The 19,905-nt window shown below is 64.3% G+C and carries 15 protein-coding genes; 6 read left to right on the forward strand and 9 right to left on the reverse strand.

All coding sequences use genetic code 11. From position 1 onward, the window contains the following. Nucleotides 1-43 precede the first annotated feature (43 nt). Nucleotides 44-922: a uracil-DNA glycosylase gene (locus tag NKJ18_RS15505; protein ID WP_023731830.1), complete on the forward strand. Its 879-nt coding sequence runs from the start codon at nt 44-46 to the stop codon at nt 920-922. A gap of 224 nt (nt 923-1,146) precedes the next feature. Then, nucleotides 1,147-1,959 carry a helix-turn-helix domain-containing protein gene (locus NKJ18_RS15510; RefSeq protein ID WP_023687252.1) on the forward strand — a complete coding sequence of 271 codons (813 nt, stop codon included), beginning with the start codon at nt 1,147-1,149 and terminating at the stop codon, nt 1,957-1,959. Nucleotides 1,960-1,978: 19 nt separating this feature from the next. Here the strand turns inward: NKJ18_RS15510 and NKJ18_RS15515 are convergent, their stop codons facing one another. Then, nucleotides 1,979-2,881 (reverse strand): DMT family transporter, encoded by a 903-nt coding sequence (locus NKJ18_RS15515; RefSeq protein ID WP_023687251.1) that lies wholly within the window; start codon nt 2,879-2,881, stop codon nt 1,979-1,981. Nucleotides 2,882-3,300: 419 nt separating this feature from the next. Here NKJ18_RS15515 and pepN point away from each other — a divergent pair, with 419 nt between their 5' ends. Together pepN and NKJ18_RS15525 are read left to right on the forward strand one after the other, a co-directional pair. After that, nucleotides 3,301-5,940 (forward strand): aminopeptidase N, encoded by a 2,640-nt coding sequence (gene pepN / locus NKJ18_RS15520; protein WP_352758633.1) that lies wholly within the window; start codon nt 3,301-3,303, stop codon nt 5,938-5,940. Nucleotides 5,941-6,250: 310 nt separating this feature from the next. Next, nucleotides 6,251-8,572: a PAS domain-containing sensor histidine kinase gene (locus tag NKJ18_RS15525; protein ID WP_352758635.1), complete on the forward strand. Its 2,322-nt coding sequence runs from the start codon at nt 6,251-6,253 to the stop codon at nt 8,570-8,572. 103 nt (nt 8,573-8,675) lie between these two features. Here the strand turns inward: NKJ18_RS15525 and NKJ18_RS15530 are convergent, their stop codons facing one another. The 5 genes from NKJ18_RS15530 to NKJ18_RS15550 form a co-directional block, all read right to left on the reverse strand. Beyond that, on the reverse strand, nt 8,676-9,149 hold the full coding sequence (locus tag NKJ18_RS15530; RefSeq protein WP_352758638.1) for an EF-hand domain-containing protein: 474 nt from the start codon (nt 9,147-9,149) through the stop codon (nt 8,676-8,678). Nucleotides 9,150-9,213: 64 nt separating this feature from the next. After that, nucleotides 9,214-12,180 (reverse strand): bifunctional [glutamine synthetase] adenylyltransferase/[glutamine synthetase]-adenylyl-L-tyrosine phosphorylase, encoded by a 2,967-nt coding sequence (locus tag NKJ18_RS15535; protein ID WP_352758639.1) that lies wholly within the window; start codon nt 12,178-12,180, stop codon nt 9,214-9,216. Then, entirely contained in the window at nt 12,180-13,655 is a 1,476-nt protein-coding gene (locus NKJ18_RS15540) for a sensor histidine kinase (protein WP_023705427.1), read from the reverse strand. The genes NKJ18_RS15535 and NKJ18_RS15540 overlap by 1 nt, the downstream gene beginning before the upstream one ends. A 107-nt stretch (nt 13,656-13,762) precedes the next feature. Further along, the gene (locus NKJ18_RS15545) at nt 13,763-14,437 is read right to left on the reverse strand and encodes a response regulator transcription factor (RefSeq protein ID WP_023670185.1); all 675 of its coding nucleotides are present in this window, start codon (nt 14,435-14,437) and stop codon (nt 13,763-13,765) included. A 254-nt stretch (nt 14,438-14,691) separates the two neighbouring features. Then, nucleotides 14,692-16,245 carry a Do family serine endopeptidase gene (locus tag NKJ18_RS15550; protein ID WP_023752740.1) on the reverse strand — a complete coding sequence of 518 codons (1,554 nt, stop codon included), beginning with the start codon at nt 16,243-16,245 and terminating at the stop codon, nt 14,692-14,694. A 191-nt stretch (nt 16,246-16,436) separates the two neighbouring features. Between NKJ18_RS15550 and NKJ18_RS15555 the strand changes: the two genes are divergently transcribed. Further along, nucleotides 16,437-16,706 (forward strand): CopG family ribbon-helix-helix protein, encoded by a 270-nt coding sequence (locus NKJ18_RS15555; RefSeq protein WP_023670183.1) that lies wholly within the window; start codon nt 16,437-16,439, stop codon nt 16,704-16,706. Next, nucleotides 16,703-17,011, forward strand: a complete 309-nt coding sequence (locus tag NKJ18_RS15560; RefSeq protein WP_023670182.1) for a type II toxin-antitoxin system RelE/ParE family toxin — start codon at nt 16,703-16,705, stop codon at nt 17,009-17,011. Before NKJ18_RS15555 ends, NKJ18_RS15560 begins: the two co-directional genes overlap by 4 nt. Here NKJ18_RS15560 and NKJ18_RS15565 read toward each other — a convergent pair. Genes NKJ18_RS15565 through ccmE form a run of 3 tightly spaced genes read right to left on the reverse strand, consistent with a single transcriptional unit; the run spans nt 17,008 to nt 19,903 of the window. Further along, nucleotides 17,008-17,472 (reverse strand): cytochrome c-type biogenesis protein, encoded by a 465-nt coding sequence (locus tag NKJ18_RS15565; RefSeq protein ID WP_023743737.1) that lies wholly within the window; start codon nt 17,470-17,472, stop codon nt 17,008-17,010. The two genes, NKJ18_RS15560 and NKJ18_RS15565, sit on opposite strands and share 4 nt — an antisense overlap. Next, a complete protein-coding gene (locus NKJ18_RS15570) occupies nt 17,469-19,460 on the reverse strand; it encodes a heme lyase CcmF/NrfE family subunit (RefSeq protein ID WP_023743736.1) in 1,992 nt (663 codons plus the stop codon). Before NKJ18_RS15570 ends, NKJ18_RS15565 begins: the two co-directional genes overlap by 4 nt. After that, nucleotides 19,460-19,903: a cytochrome c maturation protein CcmE gene (ccmE, locus tag NKJ18_RS15575; RefSeq protein WP_023670179.1), complete on the reverse strand. Its 444-nt coding sequence runs from the start codon at nt 19,901-19,903 to the stop codon at nt 19,460-19,462. Before ccmE ends, NKJ18_RS15570 begins: the two co-directional genes overlap by 1 nt. Nucleotides 19,904-19,905 lie beyond the last annotated feature (2 nt).

The raw sequence follows: 19,905 nt of genomic DNA on the forward strand, positions 1-19,905 counted from the left end.
CCCAACCTTGCAAATCGTCTCTCGGCGGACGAATGTGCCCGGCATGACTGCCGCCTCCCCCAACAACCGATCCGACCTGGCCGAGTTGCTCGCCTTCTACGCCTCTGCCGGTGTCGACGAAGCGTTGGAGGACGCGCCGGTGAACCGGTTTGCCGGGGCAGCACCGGAGCGCCCCGAGCGCACAACGGCGCCTGCCGCGCCGCCTCGCGAAAACAAGTTTCCGGAACAAGCCGCCGCCAGCCCCGGGCTGGACGCAAGCCGGGTGCCGGACGCGCCGGCGCGTTCCGTTCCGGCCATGGCGACGGTGCCCGACGAGGCACAGGCGGCCCTGGCCCGGCAAATGGCGGCAAGTGCCTCGACGCTCGACGAACTGCGCCAGCACATGGCGTCGTTCGATGGCTGCAACCTCAAATTCACCGCCAAGAACCTGGTCTTTGCCGACGGCAATCCGGAAGGTTTGGTGATGTTGGTCGGCGAGGCGCCCGGCCGCGACGAGGATATTGAGGGCCTGCCCTTCGTCGGCCGCTCCGGCCGGCTGCTCGACCGCATGCTGGGGGCGATCGGGCTTGACCGGACTTCGGTCTATATCGCCAACGTCATTCCCTGGCGGCCGCCCGGCAACCGCACGCCGACGCCGCACGAGACCGAAATCTGCCGCCCCTTCATCGAGCGGCAGATCGAGCTGGTCAATCCGAAGGTGCTGGTCAATCTCGGCGGCCCTTCGGCCAAAACCCTGCTCAACACGACCGAGGGCATTCTGCGCCTGCGCGGCAATTGGCAGGTGCACACGACGGTGTCGGGCACTGCCATTCCGGCCATGCCGACGCTGCACCCGGCCTATCTCTTGCGGACGCCGGCGCACAAGAAACTGGCGTGGCGGGATTTTCTCGAGGTGAAGGCGAAGTTGCGGGAGCTGGGGTGAAGCGCGCCTCTTCCTTCCACCCTTGTGGGGGAAGGTGGATCGGCGCGCAGCGCCGAGACGGATGAGGGGTGTTCCAGCGGAGTGAGACGTTGGCGTTCCCTGGAACACCCCTCATCCGACCGAGCTTCGCTCGGCCACCTTCTCCCACAGGGGGAGAAGGGAGAACCGCGCCAATGACCTCCCAGGTAATTGAAATACGCCTCTCCCCGGCCTACTCATCCCCCATGACAACAGCCCAAACCTCCGCCGGCAGCCTGATCCGCGAATGGCGCACGCGCCGGCGCATGAGCCAGCTTGATCTCGCAATGGAGGCTGAGATTTCCCAGCGTCATCTCTCCTTCGTCGAAAGCGGCCGCGCCGCGCCCTCGCGCGAGATGGTGCTGCATCTGGCCGAGCAGCTTGAGATTCCGCTGCGGCAGCGTAATCAGCTGTTGCTGGCTGCCGGCTTTGCCCCGAGCTTCAGCGAGCGGCCACTCACAGATACGACGCTGGCGCCGGCGCTTGCCGCGGTCGAGAGCGTGCTCAAAGGGCATGAGCCGTTCCCCGCCCTCGCCGTCGACCGGCACTGGAACCTGATTTCCGCCAATGCCGCCATCGGCCCGTTTCTGGCCGATGTTGCCGAGCCGTCGCTGCTCCAGCCGCCGGTCAATGTGCTGCGCCTCAGCCTGCACCCGAACGGCATCGCACCGCGCATCGTCAATCTCGCGGAATGGCGGGCGCATCTGCTGGAGCGGCTGAAACACCAGAACGATGCCGCCGGCGATCCCGTCCTGGTCGAGCTGGAGCGCGAATTGCGAACCTATCCGTCCGGGCTCAAGGGTGCGCGGCCGGTGCCGGTCGAGCCCAACGGCATCGTCCATCCGCTGCGGCTGGCGCATGGCGACCAGGTGCTGTCCTTCATCAGCACCATCACCGTCTTCGGCACGCCGCTTGACGTGACGCTGTCGGAACTGGCGATCGAGTCTTTCTTCCCGGCCGACGAGCAGACGCGAGCGGTGCTGGTGCGGCTGGCGAAGGAACGTGCGGAAGCTAACTGAGCCAACCCCGCGGACCTCCTCACCCCTGTGGTGGCGCTGCCTTGCGCGTTCGGGTGCGTTCCAGGCCGAGTTGGCGCTCGCGCCAGATGATGAACATGCCGGCGGCAACGACGATCACACCGCCGACGAGCGTGTTGATGGTGGCGATATCGCCAAAGGCGAAATAGCCGACGACCACGCCGAGGATCATCGAGGTGTATTCGAACGGCGCCACCACCGAAGCTTCGGCATGGCGGTACGCCGCCGTCATCAAAATCTGCGCCAGCCCGCCACAGAACCCTGCTGCGACCAGCAGACCGGCCTGCAGCGGCGTCAGCGCCTGCCAGCCGAAGGGCAGCGTAAGCAGCGCCATGACACTCGCCGTCGCCGAGAACCACAACACGATGGTCGCTGTTCGTTCAGTCTGGACAAGATTGCGCACGAGCAGGATGGCATTGGCGGAGATTGCTGCAGAAACAAGAGCAGCGATGACGCCCAGCACCTCCTGGTCGCCGAGCGCGACGCCCGACGTGAGCAGCGTCAGCTCCGGCCAGGAGATGATCAGCACGCCGACCAGACCGACCGCAACCGCGCTCCAGCGATAGACGCGAATGGCTTCGCCGAGGAATAGCGAGGAGAACACCACCACCAGCAAAGGCTGGGCATAGTTCAGCGTGATCGCCTCAGGCAGCGGCAGCCGGGTCAGCGCAAAGAAGCCGAGCCCCATGGCGCAAACGCCGACGACACCGCGCGCAATGTGGTTCAGCGGGCGTTTGGTGGCGAACGCCGTACCGAGTTTTCTCTTGAAGGCCAGGAAGGCGATGATCGGGAAGATGGCGAAGAAGGAGCGGAAGAAGACGATCTGGCCGGCCGGCAAAGTGCCGGCGGCCTTGATGCAGGTTTGCATGCCGACAAAGACCGCCACCGACATGACCTTGAGCATGATCCCGGTGAGAACATTAGAGCGCCGCGCGTCGTCTTCGACGCGCAAAGGACGCTCTGACACTTTAAATCTGCGCATCGTGCTTTCCAAAAATCGACATCGATTATTGGGCCGATGCGCGCCGGGATGATCGGACAGTTTCCCGCCCGCTTCGTCTCCAGGTCCGGCTTTCACTGTTCTGTTGCTTCCCGGATCTCCGCTGAGATGCGCGTCGAACGACGCGGTACACAGGCGCCCATGCCGAACTTCGATCTGACGACGGTCATCAAGGCCTCACGATGATGGCGGAAGGGGAACGCCCCGAAATAGGCATTGGCGCAGTTTTGTCGAGTGACCGTTTCGTGTAAAGAGCGCGCAACTTTAGATTAATGGGCCAGGACACGTCAGCGGCTCCGATAGCGACAGGGAAACCCAAGGGAATGCGAACCGATACCGGCCAGGTCTTCAAGCTCGAAGACTACCGCCCCAACGACTTTTCCATCCCGCAAACCGGCCTCACCTTCCGCCTTTCGCCAGACGCAACGCGTGTCACCGCAGTGCTGACGATCGAACGCCGCGATGGCGCCGCCGCCTCGACGTCGCTGGTGCTGGACGGCGACGGGCTGGTGCTCAAGCGCATTGCCATCGACGGTCGCGAGCTTGCCCCGGCCGAGTATCTCGCCACGCCGGACCAGCTGACCATTTTGAGGCCGCCGGCCCGTTTCCAGCTGCTGCTCGAGACCGAGATCGCGCCGGCCAGCAATGAGGCGCTGATGGGCCTCTACCGCTCCAGCAATGTCTATTGCACGCAATGCGAGGCCGAGGGCTTTCGCCGCATCACCTATTTCCTCGACCGCCCCGACATCCTGTCGGTCTATACCGTGCGTATCGAGGCAAGGTTGGACGAAGCGCCGCTGTTGCTTTCCAACGGCAATCCGGTCGAAAGCGGGGCGCTTGCCGACGGCTGGCACTTTGCAGTCTGGCACGACCCCTTCCCCAAGCCATCCTATCTGTTTGCGCTCGTGGCCGGCAATCTCGGCAAGGTTGCGGACAGTTTCGTCACCATGTCCGGGCGCGAGGTCGAACTCGGCATCTATGTCGAGCCAGGCAAGGAGGGGCTTGCCGGCTACGCCATGGACGCGCTCAAGCGCTCGATGCAATGGGACGAGCAGGCGTTCGGCCGCGAATACGACCTCGACGTCTTCAACATCGTCGCCGTCTCCGACTTCAACATGGGGGCCATGGAGAACAAGGGCCTCAATATCTTCAACGACAAATATGTGCTGGCCGACCGGGAAACCGCGACCGATGCCGATTTCGCCAATATCGAGGCGATCATAGCGCATGAGTATTTCCACAACTGGACCGGCAACAGGATCACCTGCCGCGACTGGTTCCAGCTCTGCCTGAAGGAAGGGCTGACGGTCTTTCGCGACCACGAATTCTCCGCCGACCAGCGCTCGCGCGCGGTCAAGCGCATCGCCGAAGTGCGCACGCTCAGGGCGCACCAGTTCCCCGAGGACCAGGGACCGCTGGCGCATCCGGTCCGGCCGCGCCGCTACCGCGAGATCAACAATTTCTACACGGCGACCGTCTACGAAAAAGGCTCGGAAGTCGTGCGCATGATCCGCACCATTCTCGGACCTGACACGTTCCGCGCCGGCATGGACCTCTATTTCGAGCGCCATGATGGCGAGGCCGCGACGATCGAGGACTTCCTGAAGGTGTTCGAGGACGCCTCCGGGCGCGACCTGTCTCAGTTCGCGCTCTGGTATCACCAGGCGGGCACCCCGAACCTGACCGTCAGTTCGACGCACAATCCGGCGACGCGCGAGTTTACCCTCGAGATCGAGCAGTCGGTGCCGCCGACACCGTCGGAGAGCCGCAAGCGCCTGATGCACATTCCGCTCGCCTTCGGCTTGGTCGGCGCCGGCGGCGAACCGGTCGCCTATGGCGGCGTCGAAGGCGCCACCGTCGAAGACGGTGTCATCCATATCCGCAAGCGCCGACATATGGTGCGCTTCTCAGGCGTCGCCGAGCGGCCGGCGGTGTCGCTCAATCGCGGCTTTTCGGCGCCGATCACGCTTTCGGTCGAGCAGAAGGCCGACGACCAGTTCTTCCTCGCCGGCCATGACAGCGATGCCTTTGCGCGCTGGCAGGCGTTCAACACGCTGCTCACCGATGCGCTGATAGCGGCCTTCCGCCAGATCCTCGGCGGCGCGAAGCCGGCTTTCACCGCCAGGCTGACCGGACTTGCCGGCAAGATCGCCGGCGACGAGACCCTGGAACCTGCCTACCGGGCGCTGGCGCTGTCACTTCCGGGCGAGGCCGACATTGCCCGCGACATCGGCACGAACATCGATCCCGACGCCATCTTTGCCGCTCGCGAGGCGTTGGCGCTGGCAATCGCGCGCGCCAATCAGCAAACGTTCACCGACCTATACGGCCGCCTCGCCGGCGACGGGCCGTTCAGCCCCGACGCGGCAAGTGCGGGACGCCGCGCGCTGCGCAACATCCTGCTCGACTACCTCTCGCTGCTGCCGAAAGGTGCTGCGCTCGCCGCCCGGCATTTCGAAACCGCGACCAACATGACCGACCGCGCCGCAGCGCTGACCGTCCTTGCGCACCGCCATGACGGTTCGCCGGAGGCGATCAAGGCGCTGGCCGATTTCGAGGCGCGTTATGGCGCCGATCCGCTGGTCATGGACAAATGGTTCCAGATCCAGGCCAGCGTGCCGGGACCCCGGACAGTCGACACGGTACGCGAGCTGACTGGTCACGCAGCTTTCTCGATGGCCAATCCGAACCGGGTGCGCTCGCTGGTCGGCACATTCGCCAGCGCCAACCAGACCGGCTTCCACCGCGCCGATGGCGAAGGCTACCGGTTTTTTACCCAGACCGTACTCGAGGTTGAAAAACGCAATCCGCAAGTGGCGGCCAGGCTGGCGACAGCGCTGCGCTCGTGGCGCTCGCTGGAGCCGGGCAGGCAAGCCAAGGCCAGGGAAGCGCTGCTGGCCATCGCCGGTGCCGAGAACCTGTCGGCGGATTTGCGGGACATTGTGGAGCGAACGCTGGCCTGATCCCTCCCCCTTGAGGGGACGGTGGGCAGCCGCCGAAGGCGGATGGACGGGTGGGGTCGTTGCGGCAGTGCGCGACCTCGACCAACTTCGACCGTGATTGAGAGAGTCGAGCGCTTCGCCGAGGACCCCACCCGGCCCTTCGGGCCACCCTCCCCTCAAGGGGAGGGATTTCAGCGTTATTTCAATCAATTTTTAATGTTTTTCGGCCGCGCCTCTGGACAAGGCGAATCACCTTTGATTCTTTACAGACGATTCGGATGTGCGGTGTTGCCGGATCGTCAAGCGTACGGAAATTCGGGGAGTGCCATTTATGGCCAAGGCGGACGCGTGGGGCGCGCCCGAAGGGACGGCTTTTGAGCGGCGCAAGGCGCGAGGCGACGGCCTCGCCGGCAATACGCGGCTCATCGCTGAACCAGCCTACCGGCGGCTCCTGGCTGCCGAACCCCTTCTGCGCCGTTCGATACCGGCTCTCATCATCATCTTCCTGATCGTCATCGCCGCACTGCGCGTGCTGTCGCTGATGAACGAGCGCGACGAGGCCGAGCGCGACGGCAAGGCGGTGCTAGGTCTCGCCGCCGGCCAGATGGCGAACGCAATCTCGGCCGACCCGACCGCGGCATCCAGCGGTGCAATTGATCTTCTGGAAAGCACGAGCCGCCAGGGCGCCATGGGCAGAAGCCATGTGCTTGTGATCACCGACAGCGCCTTCAAGATCATTGCCGTGTCGCCGCTGTCGACCGGCTGGCAAGGGCGATCGCTGGACAGCCTGGTGCTGGACGGCCAGCCGCTGTTCATGTTCGGCGACCGCGCCGGGGTCATGGATGTCAGCATCGGCGGCCAGGACTGGTACGCGGCGGTGAGCCTGACCCGGGACCGCAAGAACACCGCCGCCGTGCTGGTGCCGCAGGAAGCGGTGTTCGACAACTGGCGCAAGACCGTCTCGCTCAACGTCACGCTGTTTGTGCTGACAGCCGGCGTGCTGATCATCATCCTCTACGCCTATTTCGGCCAGGCATCGCGCGCCCAGACAGCCGACCGCATCTATCTCGAAGCCCATCAGCGCATCGACATGGCGCTGGTTCGCGGTCGCTGCGGCCTGTGGGACTGGGACATGGTGCGCGGCAAGATGTACTGGTCGCGCTCGATGTACGACATGCTGGGCTACGAGCCCTGCAACTCGATGCTGTCGTTCGGCGAGGTCGACGACATCATCCACCCTGAGGACGGCGACCTGTTCGAGCTCGCCAACAAAATCGTCGAGCGCGAGATCGACCATATCGACCAGGTGTTCCGGATGCGTCACGCCGACGGCCAGTGGGTGTGGATGCGCGCCAGGGCCCAGGTGATCGACCCGGAAGCGCCTGAGATCCAGCTGATCGGCATTGCCGTCGACGTCACCGAGCAGCGGCATCTGGCGCTGCGCTCGGAGGCGGCCGACCTGCGCCTGCGGACCGCGATCGAAAACATCAACGAATCCTTCGTGCTGTGGGATGCCGCCCAGCGCCTGATCATGTGCAATTCCAAATACCAGAAGGACAACGGCCTGTCGGACCGCGACGTCATGCCGGGCGCTGCGCGCGCCGTGCTTGAAGAGCGCATGCTGGCCTTCGCCTCTGAACGGCGGCTGGCCAACACCAACGGGCCGCAAGGGGGCGCAACCTTCGAGCGGCAGCTCTCCGACGGCCGCTGGCTGCAGGTCAACGAACTGAGGACCCGGGACGGCGGCACGGTCTCCGTCGGCTCCGACATCACCCAGATCAAGCTGCACCAGGAAAAGCTGGTCGACAGCGAGCGCCGGCTGATGGCGACCATCCACGACCTCAGCCTCGCCCGCCGGGCCGAGGAAGAGCGCGCCAAGGAACTGGTCGAGCTCAACCGCGAATATATGAAGGAAACCGAGCGCGCCGAGGCCGCCAATCGGGCCAAATCCGAATTCCTAGCCAACATGTCGCACGAGCTGCGCACGCCTCTCAACGCCATCATCGGGTTCTCCGAACTGATGGAACAAGGCCTGTTCGGGCCGCTCGGTTCGCCGCGCTACGAGGAATATGCCAACGACATCAACGGCAGCGGCAAATATCTGCTCGGCGTCATCAACGACATACTCGATATGTCGAAGATCGAAGCCGGCCAATTCTCGGTGGACCGCGAGGAAATCGATCTCTGCCCGCTGATCCGCGAGACGGTGCGGGTGATCTCGCTGCAGGCGGCGGAGAAATCGATCACGGTCGAAACCCGCATCGCTGATACGATGACGCTGTTCGCCGACCGCCGGGCGATCAAGCAGATCGCCATCAATCTGCTGTCGAATGCGGTGAAGTTCACCGGCCAGGGCGGCCATATCTCGGTGCGCGCCCGCAACACGTCAGGCGCGCTGGTGCTGACCATCGAGGACAATGGCTGCGGCATTCCGAAGGAGGCACTGAGCAAGCTTGGCCGCCCCTTCGAACAGGTGCAGAACCAGTTTTCGAAGAACCACGCCGGTTCCGGCCTCGGCCTTGCCATCTCGCGCTCGCTGGCCGAGTTGCAAGGAGGAGCGCTGAAAATCCGCTCGACCGAAGGCGTCGGCACGATCGTGTCGGTGCGCATCCCGGTGAAGAAGGCGCAACCGGCGGTGAAGGCGGCGGCCTGACGGCCCGCCAATGCCAGCGGTGCTCTCCGCTGCGTTCAAGGACTGAGTAGGCGCGGTCATGTAAGGACTCCGGCGGCTTCGCCGCCGGAGCCACAATCACCACTCACTCCATGCTGTCGTCGCCGCCGTCCCATTGGTGGTGGCGGCCCATGCGGCCTTTCTTTGGGAGTTCGTTGCGCTCGATCTTGCCGTCATTGTTGCGGTCGAGCATGGCGAATACCTTCTTCTCACGCCCGGTGATGTCGTCCGTGGTCAGCGTGCCGTCGCCCTTGGTGTCGTAGCGGGCGACGATACGCTTTGCCATTTCCTCGAACCGCGCCTTTTCCAGCGCGTCGGCGAGCTGGGCGACTGTCAGCTTGCCGCCATTATCGGCGACCAGCTTCTTCAGCCGCGCGTTCATGGCGTCGGAAAACTGGTCGAAGCTGATGGTGCCGTTGGAATCCTTCATCGCCTTGTCGAGGCGCATCATCGCGCCCTCGCGCATTCTGGCGCTGGCATTGTTCTCGGCATAGGCGGTGGTGCCAACGGCGCCGGCAAGCGCGACGAAGGCAAGGGCAAATCCGGTTGTCTTTCTCATGGGTATCTCCTGTTGCATCGTCACCCCCGATGCGATCCGAAACAGCCGCCAGCGCTTCACGCCCTCACGACCGTTTCGTACGAAGCAAAAGGTCGAAATCCTTTCTGACCTTTTGCGACGTTTCCTTGAGATGTGCTTCCAGCACACCGAAATCCGGCAGGTCAGTCACCGCCAGAAGCAGATCCGACAATCCCGGCGGAACGTCATCGCGTTCGAATGCGCCGGTGAGGCAAAGCCGCGTCATCTGGGTCAGTGCCAGATAGAGTTGGTAGGCTTCGCAAAGCTGCTGCCTGACGTCAGCCTCGGCGAAATCCGGCGACAGATGCGCCAGGATTTCGCCGGTCGCGGTCACCCTGCGGCCGCCTTCGACCTGCCCGGTTATAACCGCCACCTGCGCGATGAATTCGAGGTCGATGAGGCCGCCGGAGATGAGCTTGATGTCCCAGAGATCGCGCGGCGATTTTTCCTTCTCGATCAGCGCGCGCATCTCGGATGCCTCCGCCCTCACCTTGGCGGCGTCGCGCGGCAAGGCCAGAAGTGCCGCCACCTCGGCCTCGACCTCGGCGCAAAGGGCCGCGTCGCCGCCGATGGCGCGCCCCCGGGCCAGCGCCATGTGCTCCCAGGTCCAGGCCTCCTGGCGCTGGTATTTCTTGAAGGCATCGATGTGGGTGGCCACCGGCCCCTTGTTGCCGGATGGCCGCAAGCGCAGGTCGAGCTCGTAGAGAACGCCTTCGGCGGTCGGCGCCGAGACAGCCGCGATCAGCCGCTGCGTCATCCTGGTATAGTAGTGCGATGGTGCGAGCGGCTTGTCGCCGTCGGACTCGTCGGCATCCGGGTCGTGGTCGTAGAGCAGAATGAGGTCGACGTCGGAGCCGGCGGTGAGCTCGCGGCTGCCGAGTTTGCCCATGCCGAGCAGCGACACGGTGCCGCCGGCGATGCGGCCATGACGCAGCGCGAATTCGGTGGTCACCGCCTGCAATGCGGCGTCGATGGTGAGGTCGGCGAGATCGGAAAAGGCGCGGCCGGCGCGCGCCGGGTCGATCGAGCCGGCGAGCAGCCTGACACCGATCAGGAATTTCTGCTCGGAGGCAAAGATGCGCAAACGGTCGAGCACGTCCTCATAAGCCCGGTCGCCTTCGATGAAAGCGGCCAACCGCGCTGAGAGATAGGCTCGGTTGGGCAGTTCGGCGAGCAGCGCCGGGTCGAGCAGACCGTCGAAGACATGCGGGCGCCTTGTGATGATTGCCGCCAGCCGAGGCGCGGCGCCCATGATCGTCGCCATTAGTTTCAGCAGGGCGGGATTCGACTGCAGCAGCGAAAACAGCTGGATGCCGGCGGGCAGGCCGGCGAGGAATTCGTCGAAGCGAACCAGCGCCTCGTCGGCCCGGCGCGTCTGGCCGAAGGCTTTGAGCAGCGCCGGCGTCAGTTCGGTCAGCCGCTCGCGCGCTTCCGCAGACTGGGTGACGCGGTAGCGGCCGAAATGCCAGCCTCGAATCACGCGGCAGATGTCGCTTGGCCGCTGGAAGCCAAGGCCGTGCAAGGTCTGCAGCGTGTCGGGATCGTCGACATCGCCGGTGAAGACCAGATTGCCGACGCCGGCCGACAATTCAGGCGCGGTCTCGAACAGCGCGGCGTAATGGCGCTCGACCTCATGCAAAGCCGCGCGAAAGGTTTCGGCAAATCTGGCGGCATCGGCAAAGCCCAGCATATGGGCGATGCGTTCCAGCCCTTCATCATCGTCGGGCAGAATATGCGTCTGCTCGTCGGCGACCATCTGGATGGCGTGTTCGACGCGGCGCAGAAACCAATATTGCTGCGTGAGCGCGTCGCGTGCATCGGCGGTGATCCAGTTGCGCGCCGCCAGCGCACCCAGCATCGGCACCGTCTCGCGCCCGCGCAGCTCCGGAAAACGGCCGCCGGCGATCAGTTGCTGGGTCTGGACGAAGAATTCGATTTCGCGAATGCCGCCGCGGCCGAGCTTGACGTTGTGTCCTTTGACCGCGATCTCGCCATGACCCTTGTGGGCATGGATCTGGCGCTTGATCGAATGAACGTCGGCGATCGCCGCATAGTCCATGTATTTGCGCCAGACATAGGGCTGCAATTCCCGCAGGAACGCGTCCCCGGCATCGAGATCGCCGGCCACGGGACGCGCCTTGATCATGGCGGCGCGCTCCCAGTTCTGGCCGCGCGCCTCATAGTAGCGAAGTGCTGCCTCGACCGGGATCGCCAGCGGCGTCGAGCCTGGATCGGGACGAAGCCTCAAATCGGTGCGGAAGACATAGCCGTGCCCGGTGCGGTCCTGCAGGATGCGGACCAGCCTGCGGGTCAGGCGCGCAAACAGCTCTGTGGCGTCGAGCGGATCGACGATTGCCGGCGCATCCGGATCGAAGAAGACGACGAGGTCGATGTCGGAGGAGAAATTCAGTTCATGCGCGCCAAGCTTGCCCATGCCGAGCACGATCCAGCCGGATTGCCGTGACGGATTTTCGGGATCGGGTAATTTGAGCTTGCTTTGGCTGTGCGCCTCGCGCAGCAGGAAGTCGACCGCCGCGCAGGTGCAGGCATCGGCGAGATTGCTGAGGCGCCTTACCGTCAGCGCGGTATCGGCCTCGCCGGAGAGGTCTGCAAGTGCGATCAGGAAGTGAGCTTCACCCTTCCACTGCCTGAGTTCCATCATCAGGCTGGATTCGGAAACGGTCTCGGAAAAGGCGGCCTTGCCGATCGCTTCGGCGATGGCGAGCAGCCGAGCCTCGACACTGCCATCGAACAGCGCGTCGAGGATTTGCGGCCGGCGGCGCGCGACATCGCGGAGGAAAGGCGAGAGATCGAAGACGGCAGCGAGAAACTCCTGGGCCGCGCCCTTGCCTCCTAGGAATTTCGCCAGCCGCGGCAGGTTCTCGTCCTTGGCATCGCCAGCGATCTCCGACAGTTCACGCCGGGCGCGGGTCTCATCCAGCGGCGCGAGCTGCGCCGCCAGTTGCAGGCGCCATTCGGTCTCGATCCGTTTCTGCGCCATCCGCACCGCCATCAATGGTCCTCCCGCCCCGGGAAGCTCATGATAACGGACAATCCGGGATTGGCAGGCAGAAGTTCAAGCCGGCCATTGTGAAAAGTCATGATCGCCTTGGCGAGGCTGAGACCAAGGCCGGATCCCGGCTGCGAGCGGCTCTTTTCCAGCCGCACGAAGCGCTCGGTCGCCCTGGCGCGGTCGGCATCGTCGGGGATGCCATGGCCATTGTCGGAAACGGAAAGGCGGATTTCGTGACCGACGCGCTGCAGGGCTACGCGCACGGCAGGCTTTTCCGTCGCATCGGTCGAGTATTTGATGGCGTTGTCGACGATGTTCGACAGTGCCTGGCCGATCAGCTCGCGGTTGCCATCGACGGAAAAATTCCCGTCCGCGGCAGTTTCAAGCACCACGCCAGCCTCCTCCGCCACCGGCTCATAAAGCTCGACAACGTCATGCACCGCGGCGGCGAGATCGACCTTGCTGGTGCTCTCCGAGGAATAGCCGGCCTCCAGCCTGGAGATCATCAGGATGGCGTTGAAGGTTTTTATCAGCTGGTCGGATTCGGCGATGGTGCCTTCCAGCGCCTGCCGGTAGTCGGTGGTCTTGTGCTTGCCCGAAAGTGTCGCCTCGGCGCGGTTGCGCAGTCTGGTCAGCGGCGTCTTCAAATCATGGGCGATGTTGTCGGAGACCTGCTTCAGCCCTTCGTTGAGCGTCGCTATCCTGGCCAGCATGGTGTTGAGGTTTTCCGACAGGCGGTCGAACTCATCGCCGGCGCCGGTCACCGGCAGCCGTCCCGTGAGATCGCCGCCCATGATGCGCCGGCTTGCCTCCGAGACGCTGTCGATGCGCTTCAGCGCGGCGCGGCCGACAAGGAACCAGATCAGCAGCCCGCCCAGGCCCATCATGCCCAGCGCCAGCATCAGGGCGCGGCGGACGACGGCGCGGAAGCGCTCGGGCTCGCCGAGATCGCGGCCGACCAGCATGATCATCTGGTTGGGCAGCCGCAGCACCAGCGCGATGGCGTTGTGGCCCTTCTCGCCCTCGGACTGAATTTCGGTCTCGCCGGGCTGCGCGCCATTCGGGTCAGAAGCCTGGTTGCGCTGCCGTTCGAGCTCACCTTCGCCGAAACGGCGATAGGAGAAGGGTTCGGTCGTCCAGCCATCGGTCTCGAGCACCCCCGGTGCCAGGCTCTGCACGTTGCCGGTGAGGATCTGGCCGTTGACATCGGCAATGAGATAGAGGTTGGCGCCGGGCTGGCGCGAGCGCTGCTCGACGACGCGCACCAGGCGCGGCAGGCCGCCGCTCTGATAGGCACGGGCGAGGCCGAGCACCTCGTCATTGATGGTCTGCTGGGTCTGGCCGGTCAGCATGCGGGCCGACAACGACGTCATGTAGAAGACCAGCAACACGGCACATAGCGCGAAAAGCAGGAAATAAAGCGCTGAAAGTCGCGCCGCCGTCGTCCTCATGATGGCCGGCAGGGAAAGGGCCATCGAGTTCTAGCTCATGATGAGATTTGGCTGAAATCTCACCATGACCTACCCCTTTGTTGGAGCATGATCTTCTCCAAAAACCGGTACCTACTTTTTGGGATCATGCTCTAGCCGCTCTTCAGCATATAGCCGGCGCCGCGAACCGTATGCAGGATCGGCTTGTCGAAACCCTTCTCGATCTTGCCACGCAGGCGCGAGACGTGAACGTCGATCACGTTGGTCTGCGGATCGAAATGATAGTCCCAGACATTTTCGAGCAGCATGGTGCGCGTCACCACCTGGCCGGCATGGCGCATCAGATATTCGAGCAGGCGGAATTCGCGCGGCTGCAGCGTGATCTCGCGCGCCGCGCGCTTGACCGAATGGGACAGCCGGTCAAGCTCGAGATCGCCGACCCGGTAGACGGTTTCGGCCTCCCTGGCGCTGGCGCGGCGGTTCAGCACCTCGACGCGGGCGAGCAATTCGGAAAAGGCATAGGGCTTGGTCAGATAGTCGTCCCCGCCGGCGCGCAGACCGGTGACGCGGTCATCGACTTCGCCCAGCGCCGACAGGATCAGCACCGGCGTGGTGTTGCCGCGCGAGCGCAGGCCGGCAATGACGGAGAGCCCGTCGCGGCGTGGCATCATGCGGTCGACGACCATCACGTCATAGTCGCCGGCATCGGCCAGCGCAAAGCCGGTTTCGCCGTCGCCGGCGACATGGGCGGTGTGCCCAGCCTCGGCAAAGGCCTTCTGCATATAGTCGGCCGCCTCGCGATCGTCTTCTATGACGAGAATCTTCATAGAGCCGTTATACGCGATTTCGCCGGAAGATTGAGGGGCCGCCATGAGCGCAAAAGCTTTCGTTCAAGCATGTCGTTTTGCCAAAACCGCCGTGCACTTTTGGGCGACATGCTTCGATGTTAGAGCGGCAGCGGGCGATGGGGGCCCGCTGCCGCCGGGGGCAGAACACGATGACTGACTAACGCGTTCGGCCCCTTGCTTCCCGTGCGGCGGCTCGGGGGTGTTGAAACCGCCGCACTGGAAACTGTGTGATGTCAGCCTTTGGCGACTGGCAGCGCGACGAAGCGGTTTGAATCGTCGCGGGTGATCTGCATCAGCACCGCCTTGCGGCCGGACTTGACCGCATCGGCCATCGCCTTGGCGACGTCTTCGGTGCCGTTCACCTCCGTCGAATTGACCGAGGTGATGACATCGCCGGGCTGGATGCCGCGGTCGGCGGCATCGCTGTCGGGATCGACATCGGTCACCACCAGGCCCTTGCCGTTTTCCGACTTGGTGACGGTGAGGCCGAGATCGGCCAGCGCGGCGGGCTTTGCCGGTGCCGCGGGCTGCTGCGGGTCGGCCGAGGCCTGCTTGTCAGTGGATGGCAATGTGCCGAGATCGACCTTGATGGTCTGGCTCTTGCCGTCGCGCCACACCGTGACGTCGACCGACTTGCCGGGTGGGTAGGCGCCGATCAGACGAGCCAGTTCCTTCGGCGATGCGACGTCCTTGCCTTCGACCTGGGTGATCACGTCACCGGCGGTGATGCCGGCCTTCTTGCCGGGGCCACCGTCCTGGGCGCCCGAAACCAGAGCCCCGTTCTGCGACTTCAGGCCCAGCGATTCGGCGATGTCCGATGTAACCGGCTGGATTTCGACGCCGAGCCAGCCACGCTGCACCGAGCCGCTCTTCATCAGATCCTGCACCACCTGCTTGGCGGTCGAGGCCGGAATGTCGAAGGCGATGCCGACGCTTCCGCCCGACGGCGAGAAGATCGCGGTGTTGATGCCGACGACCTGGCCGTTGAGGTTGAAGGTCGGGCCGCCCGAATTGCCGCGGTTGACCGAAGCGTCTATCTGGATGAAGTCATCATAGGGACCGGCGCCGATATCACGGCCACGGGCCGAGACGATGCCGGCGGTGACGGTGCCGCCGAGGCCGAACGGATTGCCGACGGCCACCACCCAGTCGCCGACGCGAACCTTGGAATCGTCGGCGAAATCGACATAGGTGAACTTGCCGACGCCATCGACCTTGAGCACCGCCAGATCGGTGCGCGGATCGGTGCCGATCAGCTTGGCGTCAAGCTCCTTGCCGTCATTCATCACCACTGTGAAGGCGGAGCCTTCCTCGACGACATGGTTGTTGGTGACGAGATAGCCGTCATCGGAGATGAAGAAGCCAGAACCCTGCGCCACCGGACGCGGCTGGTCGTTGTTATGGTCGCGGTGGCTGAAGCGACGATTGCCGCCGTCATGGCCGTTCTGATCACCAAAGCCGCGGAATTGCTTGAAGAACTGGCGCAGCTGCGGATTGTCGGGCAGGTTGTTCATGCCGTCCGGATCGTCGGACTGGTCGGAGCCGTCATCGGCGGCAGGCTCGATCTTGGCCTTGACCTTGACGCTGACCACGGCCGGCGAAACGCGCTCGACGACATCGGCAAAGCCCGGCACCTGGGGCGCTTCGACCCGCACGGCGTCGGCCAGAACGGGAGCTGTACCAGTGGCAACGGCGCCGAAACCGATGCCGCCGGCAATGGCCAGCGAAGCGGCGGCGGCCAACAGGCGTTTGCGGGTGCGGGAATATGGGTTGGGGGCGATAGTCATGGGTCTCGTATCCTCTTTTCACTGGATGCGGCTCAGGCAGAGCATCCTCGGACAAGAGAAATAGAGAGGCGCACATTACGGCGCCATTTCCGGTGCATGAAAGTTTTGTAATGTTGGGCGGTCGCACAAATCGCTTGGTTGCGCTCGCCTGCTGCCCTATGGTGTACACAACTCAGCACAAGGCTTTCACAATGACAGCAAGCACCACCATGACCATTCGAGTCTCGTCCGAGACCAAGCTGAAGCTGGAGCAGATCGCTACCGATACCAGGCGTAGTAAATCGTTCCTCGCCGCCGAGGCGGTCTCAGCCTATGTCGATCGCGAGCTGGATATCATCGAAGGCATAAAACGTGGCATGGCCGACGCAGAGGCTGGCCGCGTCGTGCCCCACGACGACGCCATGGCGGAGGTCGACGCGGTGATCGAAGCAGCGAAAGCCAGGCGCGCAGGCAAGGCGTGAAGCGGTTCGTCACCTGGTCGCGAGAAGCGCTGGACGATCTCACGCAGCAAGTTGCCTTTATCGCTCAGGACAATCCTGCCGCCGCCCGACGCCTCGCGGACCGTATCCGTGAAATGGGCCGGGGCCTTGGTGATATGGCGACGGGCCGACCTGGCCGGGTAACAGGCACTTATGAGAAGCCCATCGGCCGCCTGCCCTACATCATTGCCTATGAATTGCGCCTGATCGCCGGCCGTCAGAGCATTGTTATCCTGCGCGCCATCCACACGTCGCGGGACTGGCCTTTGGAGGAATGGCCGAGCTAGTCGCTCAGCATCTTGTCCAGCGCCGCCTGTTCCTCGGCGCTCAGCGCCTTGGTTGCCAACGAGCGGCGCGGGCGTGTGGTCAGCACAATGTAAATGCCGCCGACTAGAAGCAGAAGCACCGGCGTGCCCCAAAGCAAGGCGTTGCGCGGGCTGAAGCGCGGCTTCAACAGCACGAACTCGCCGTAGCGCGACACGATATAGTCCATCACCTGCTGGTCGGTATCGCCGGCAACCAGGCGCTGGCGCACCAGGATGCGCAGGTCGCGGGCGAGGTCTGCATCGGATTCGTCTATGGACTGGTTCTGGCAGACCATGCAGCGCAGGCCTTCCGACAGTAGCCGCGCCCTCGCCTCGAGCGCCGGATCGGTGAGAACCTCGTCCGGTTTCACCGCTTGCGCCGCGCCGGCAAACAGCAGCGCCAGAAGCAGGGTGAACGAGGCCAACGAGAACCTGGTGCTCACGGCGCGCCTGCCGACGGCATGGAGGCTGCCTGCTTGCGGCGGCGCGAGGGTGCGCCAACCCGCAGGCGACGGTCGAGCAGCGACATTGCGGCTCCCGCCATCATCACCAGAGCTCCGCCCCAGATCAGCGTCACCAGCGGCTTCCACCACAGGCGCACCACGACGGATCCATCGGTGCCTTCATCGCCCAGCGACAGATAGAGCTGGCTGAAGCCGATCGTCTCGATGCCGGATTCGGTCGTCGTCGTCTGCCGCACCGGAAAGAAGCGCTTGGCCGAGGTGATTTCGGCTGAAACGCCGCCATCGGCGCCGATCAGGGAAAAGCGGCCGCGCTGCTCGCTGTAGTTCGGACCCTGCGCCGGGAAGAGGCCGTCGAAACGCAGCGTGTGGCCGGAGAGTTCGACGCTCTCGCCGGCATGCATCGACAGTATCCTTTCGGTGCCGAAGCACAGCGTGCCGACAATGCCGAGCGTCGTCAGCCCGAGGCCGAAATGGGCAAGTGCAGTGCCGAACACCGAACGCGGCAGGCCGGCGAAACGGCGCAGCATGATGGCGTGCGACACATTGCCAAAGCCGGACTTGACGGCGAGGTCGGTGAGCGCGCCGCAGACCAGCCAGCAGGCGAGGCCGACACCAAGGGCGGCGAACACCGACGCGCCGTCGATGAACAGCCCGGTGACCAGCATCGCCAGGAGAGCGGCGCCGAAAGCCGCCATCAGGCGCTGGGCGACGGCATAGAGGTCACCGCGCTTCCAGGCGAGCAATGGTCCGAAAGGAACCACGACCAGCAGCGGCACCATCAGCGGGCCGAATGTCAGGTTGAAGAAGGGGGGGCCGACTGAGATCTTGCCGGCCGAAAGCGCTTCGACCGCCAGCGGATAGAGCGTGCCGACCAGCACGGTGGCCGTGGCCGTGGTCAGGAACAGATTGTTGAGGACAAGCGCGCCTTCGCGCGAGATCGGGTGGAACAGGCCGCCGGCCGTCAGCCGCGAGGCGCGCAGCGCAAACAGGGCCAGCGAGCCGCCGATGAACAGCGTCAAAATGCACAGGATGAAGATGCCGCGGGTCGGATCGGTGGCGAAAGCATGCACCGAGGTCAACACGCCGGAGCGCACCAGGAAGGTGCCGAGCAGCGACAGCGAGAAGGTGAGGATGGCAAGCAGCAGCGTCCAGATCTTGAGCGCCGAACGCTTCTCCATGACGATCGCCGAATGCAGAAGAGCCGTGCCGGCCAGCCACGGCATAAAGGAGGCGTTTTCGACCGGATCCCAGAACCAGAAGCCGCCCCAGCCGAGCTCGTAGTAGGCCCAGTAGGAGCCCATCGCGATGCCGCCGGTGAGGAACATCCAGGCGACCAGCGTCCACGGCCGCACCCAGCGCGCCCAGGAGGCATCGATGCGGCCTTCGATGAGGGCGGCGACCGAGAAGGAAAAGCAGATGGAGAACCCGACATAGCCGAGATAGAGCAGCGGCGGATGGATGGCGAGGCCAAGATCCTGCAGGACCGGGTTGAGATCGCGGCCCTCGATCGGCGCCGGATTGAGCCGGGTGAACGGATTGGATGTCGCCAGGATGAACAGGAAGAAGGTGGCGCCGATCGCCCCTTGCACGGCCAGCACATTGGCGCGCAGCGTCGCCGGCAAATTGGAGCCGAAGACGGCGACCAGCGCACCGAAGAAGGTCAGGATCAGCACCCAGAGCAGCATCGAGCCTTCGTGATTGCCCCAGGTTCCGGTGATCTTGTAGATCAGCGGCTGCAGCGAATGCGAGTTTTCCCACACGCTCGCCACCGAGAAATCGGAACTTGCATAGGCGCCGGCGAGTGCTGCGAACGATAGCGCCGTGAGCGCGAAGCCGGTGACCGTGACGGGACCGCCGACAGCCATCAGCCTCTGGTTGCCGGTACGGGCGCCGATCAGCGGCACCAGCGTCTGCACCAGCGACAGCACAAAGGCGAGGACGAGCGCGAAGTGTCCGGTCTCAACCATTACTGGCTCTTGCTCTCTTGCCACACGCCCTTGGCCTTCAGCCCGTCAGCGACTTCCTTGGGCATGTAGCGCTCGTCATGCTTGGCCAGCACGCTGTCGGCGACGAAAACGCCGTCGGCGCCAAAGCTGCCTTCGGTGATGACGCCCTGCTCCTCGCGGAACAGATCGGGCAGGATGCCGGTATAGCTGACCTTGACCGATTTGTGCGTGTCGGTGACCGAGAACGCAACCGTCGCGCCCTGCCCGCGCACGACCGTGCCCTTTTCGACGAGGCCGCCGAGCCTGATGCGCTGTCCCGGCTGCAAGCTGGCGGTGGTCAGATCGGCGGGCATATAGAAATAGGAGGCCTTCTGGCCCAACGCATAGAAGGTCAGCCCGGTGGCGGCGCCGAGGAAGGCAAGACCTCCGACAATAACCGACAATCGCTTCTGCTTGCGCGTCATGT

It is taken from the genome of Mesorhizobium sp. M0217 (assembly GCF_040321955.1).
GTDB lineage: Bacteria > Pseudomonadota > Alphaproteobacteria > Rhizobiales > Rhizobiaceae > Mesorhizobium.

Coding starts and splice junctions, on each gene's coding strand:
- NKJ18_RS15505 (WP_023731830.1), top strand. CDS start 44: ATGACTGCCGCCTCCCCCAACAACCGATCCGACCTGGCCGAGTTGCTC.
- NKJ18_RS15510 (WP_023687252.1), top strand. CDS start 1,147: ATGACAACAGCCCAAACCTCCGCCGGCAGCCTGATCCGCGAATGGCGC.
- NKJ18_RS15515 (WP_023687251.1), bottom strand. CDS start 2,881: ATGCTCAAGGTCATGTCGGTGGCGGTCTTTGTCGGCATGCAAACCTGC.
- pepN (WP_352758633.1), top strand. CDS start 3,301: ATGCGAACCGATACCGGCCAGGTCTTCAAGCTCGAAGACTACCGCCCC.
- NKJ18_RS15525 (WP_352758635.1), top strand. CDS start 6,251: ATGGCCAAGGCGGACGCGTGGGGCGCGCCCGAAGGGACGGCTTTTGAG.
- NKJ18_RS15530 (WP_352758638.1), bottom strand. CDS start 9,149: ATGAGAAAGACAACCGGATTTGCCCTTGCCTTCGTCGCGCTTGCCGGC.
- NKJ18_RS15535 (WP_352758639.1), bottom strand. CDS start 12,180: ATGGCGGTGCGGATGGCGCAGAAACGGATCGAGACCGAATGGCGCCTG.
- NKJ18_RS15540 (WP_023705427.1), bottom strand. CDS start 13,655: ATGGCCCTTTCCCTGCCGGCCATCATGAGGACGACGGCGGCGCGACTT.
- NKJ18_RS15545 (WP_023670185.1), bottom strand. CDS start 14,437: ATGAAGATTCTCGTCATAGAAGACGATCGCGAGGCGGCCGACTATATG.
- NKJ18_RS15550 (WP_023752740.1), bottom strand. CDS start 16,245: ATGACTATCGCCCCCAACCCATATTCCCGCACCCGCAAACGCCTGTTG.
- NKJ18_RS15555 (WP_023670183.1), top strand. CDS start 16,437: ATGACAGCAAGCACCACCATGACCATTCGAGTCTCGTCCGAGACCAAG.
- NKJ18_RS15570 (WP_023743736.1), bottom strand. CDS start 19,460: ATGGTTGAGACCGGACACTTCGCGCTCGTCCTCGCCTTTGTGCTGTCG.
- ccmE (WP_023670179.1), bottom strand. CDS start 19,903: ATGACGCGCAAGCAGAAGCGATTGTCGGTTATTGTCGGAGGTCTTGCC.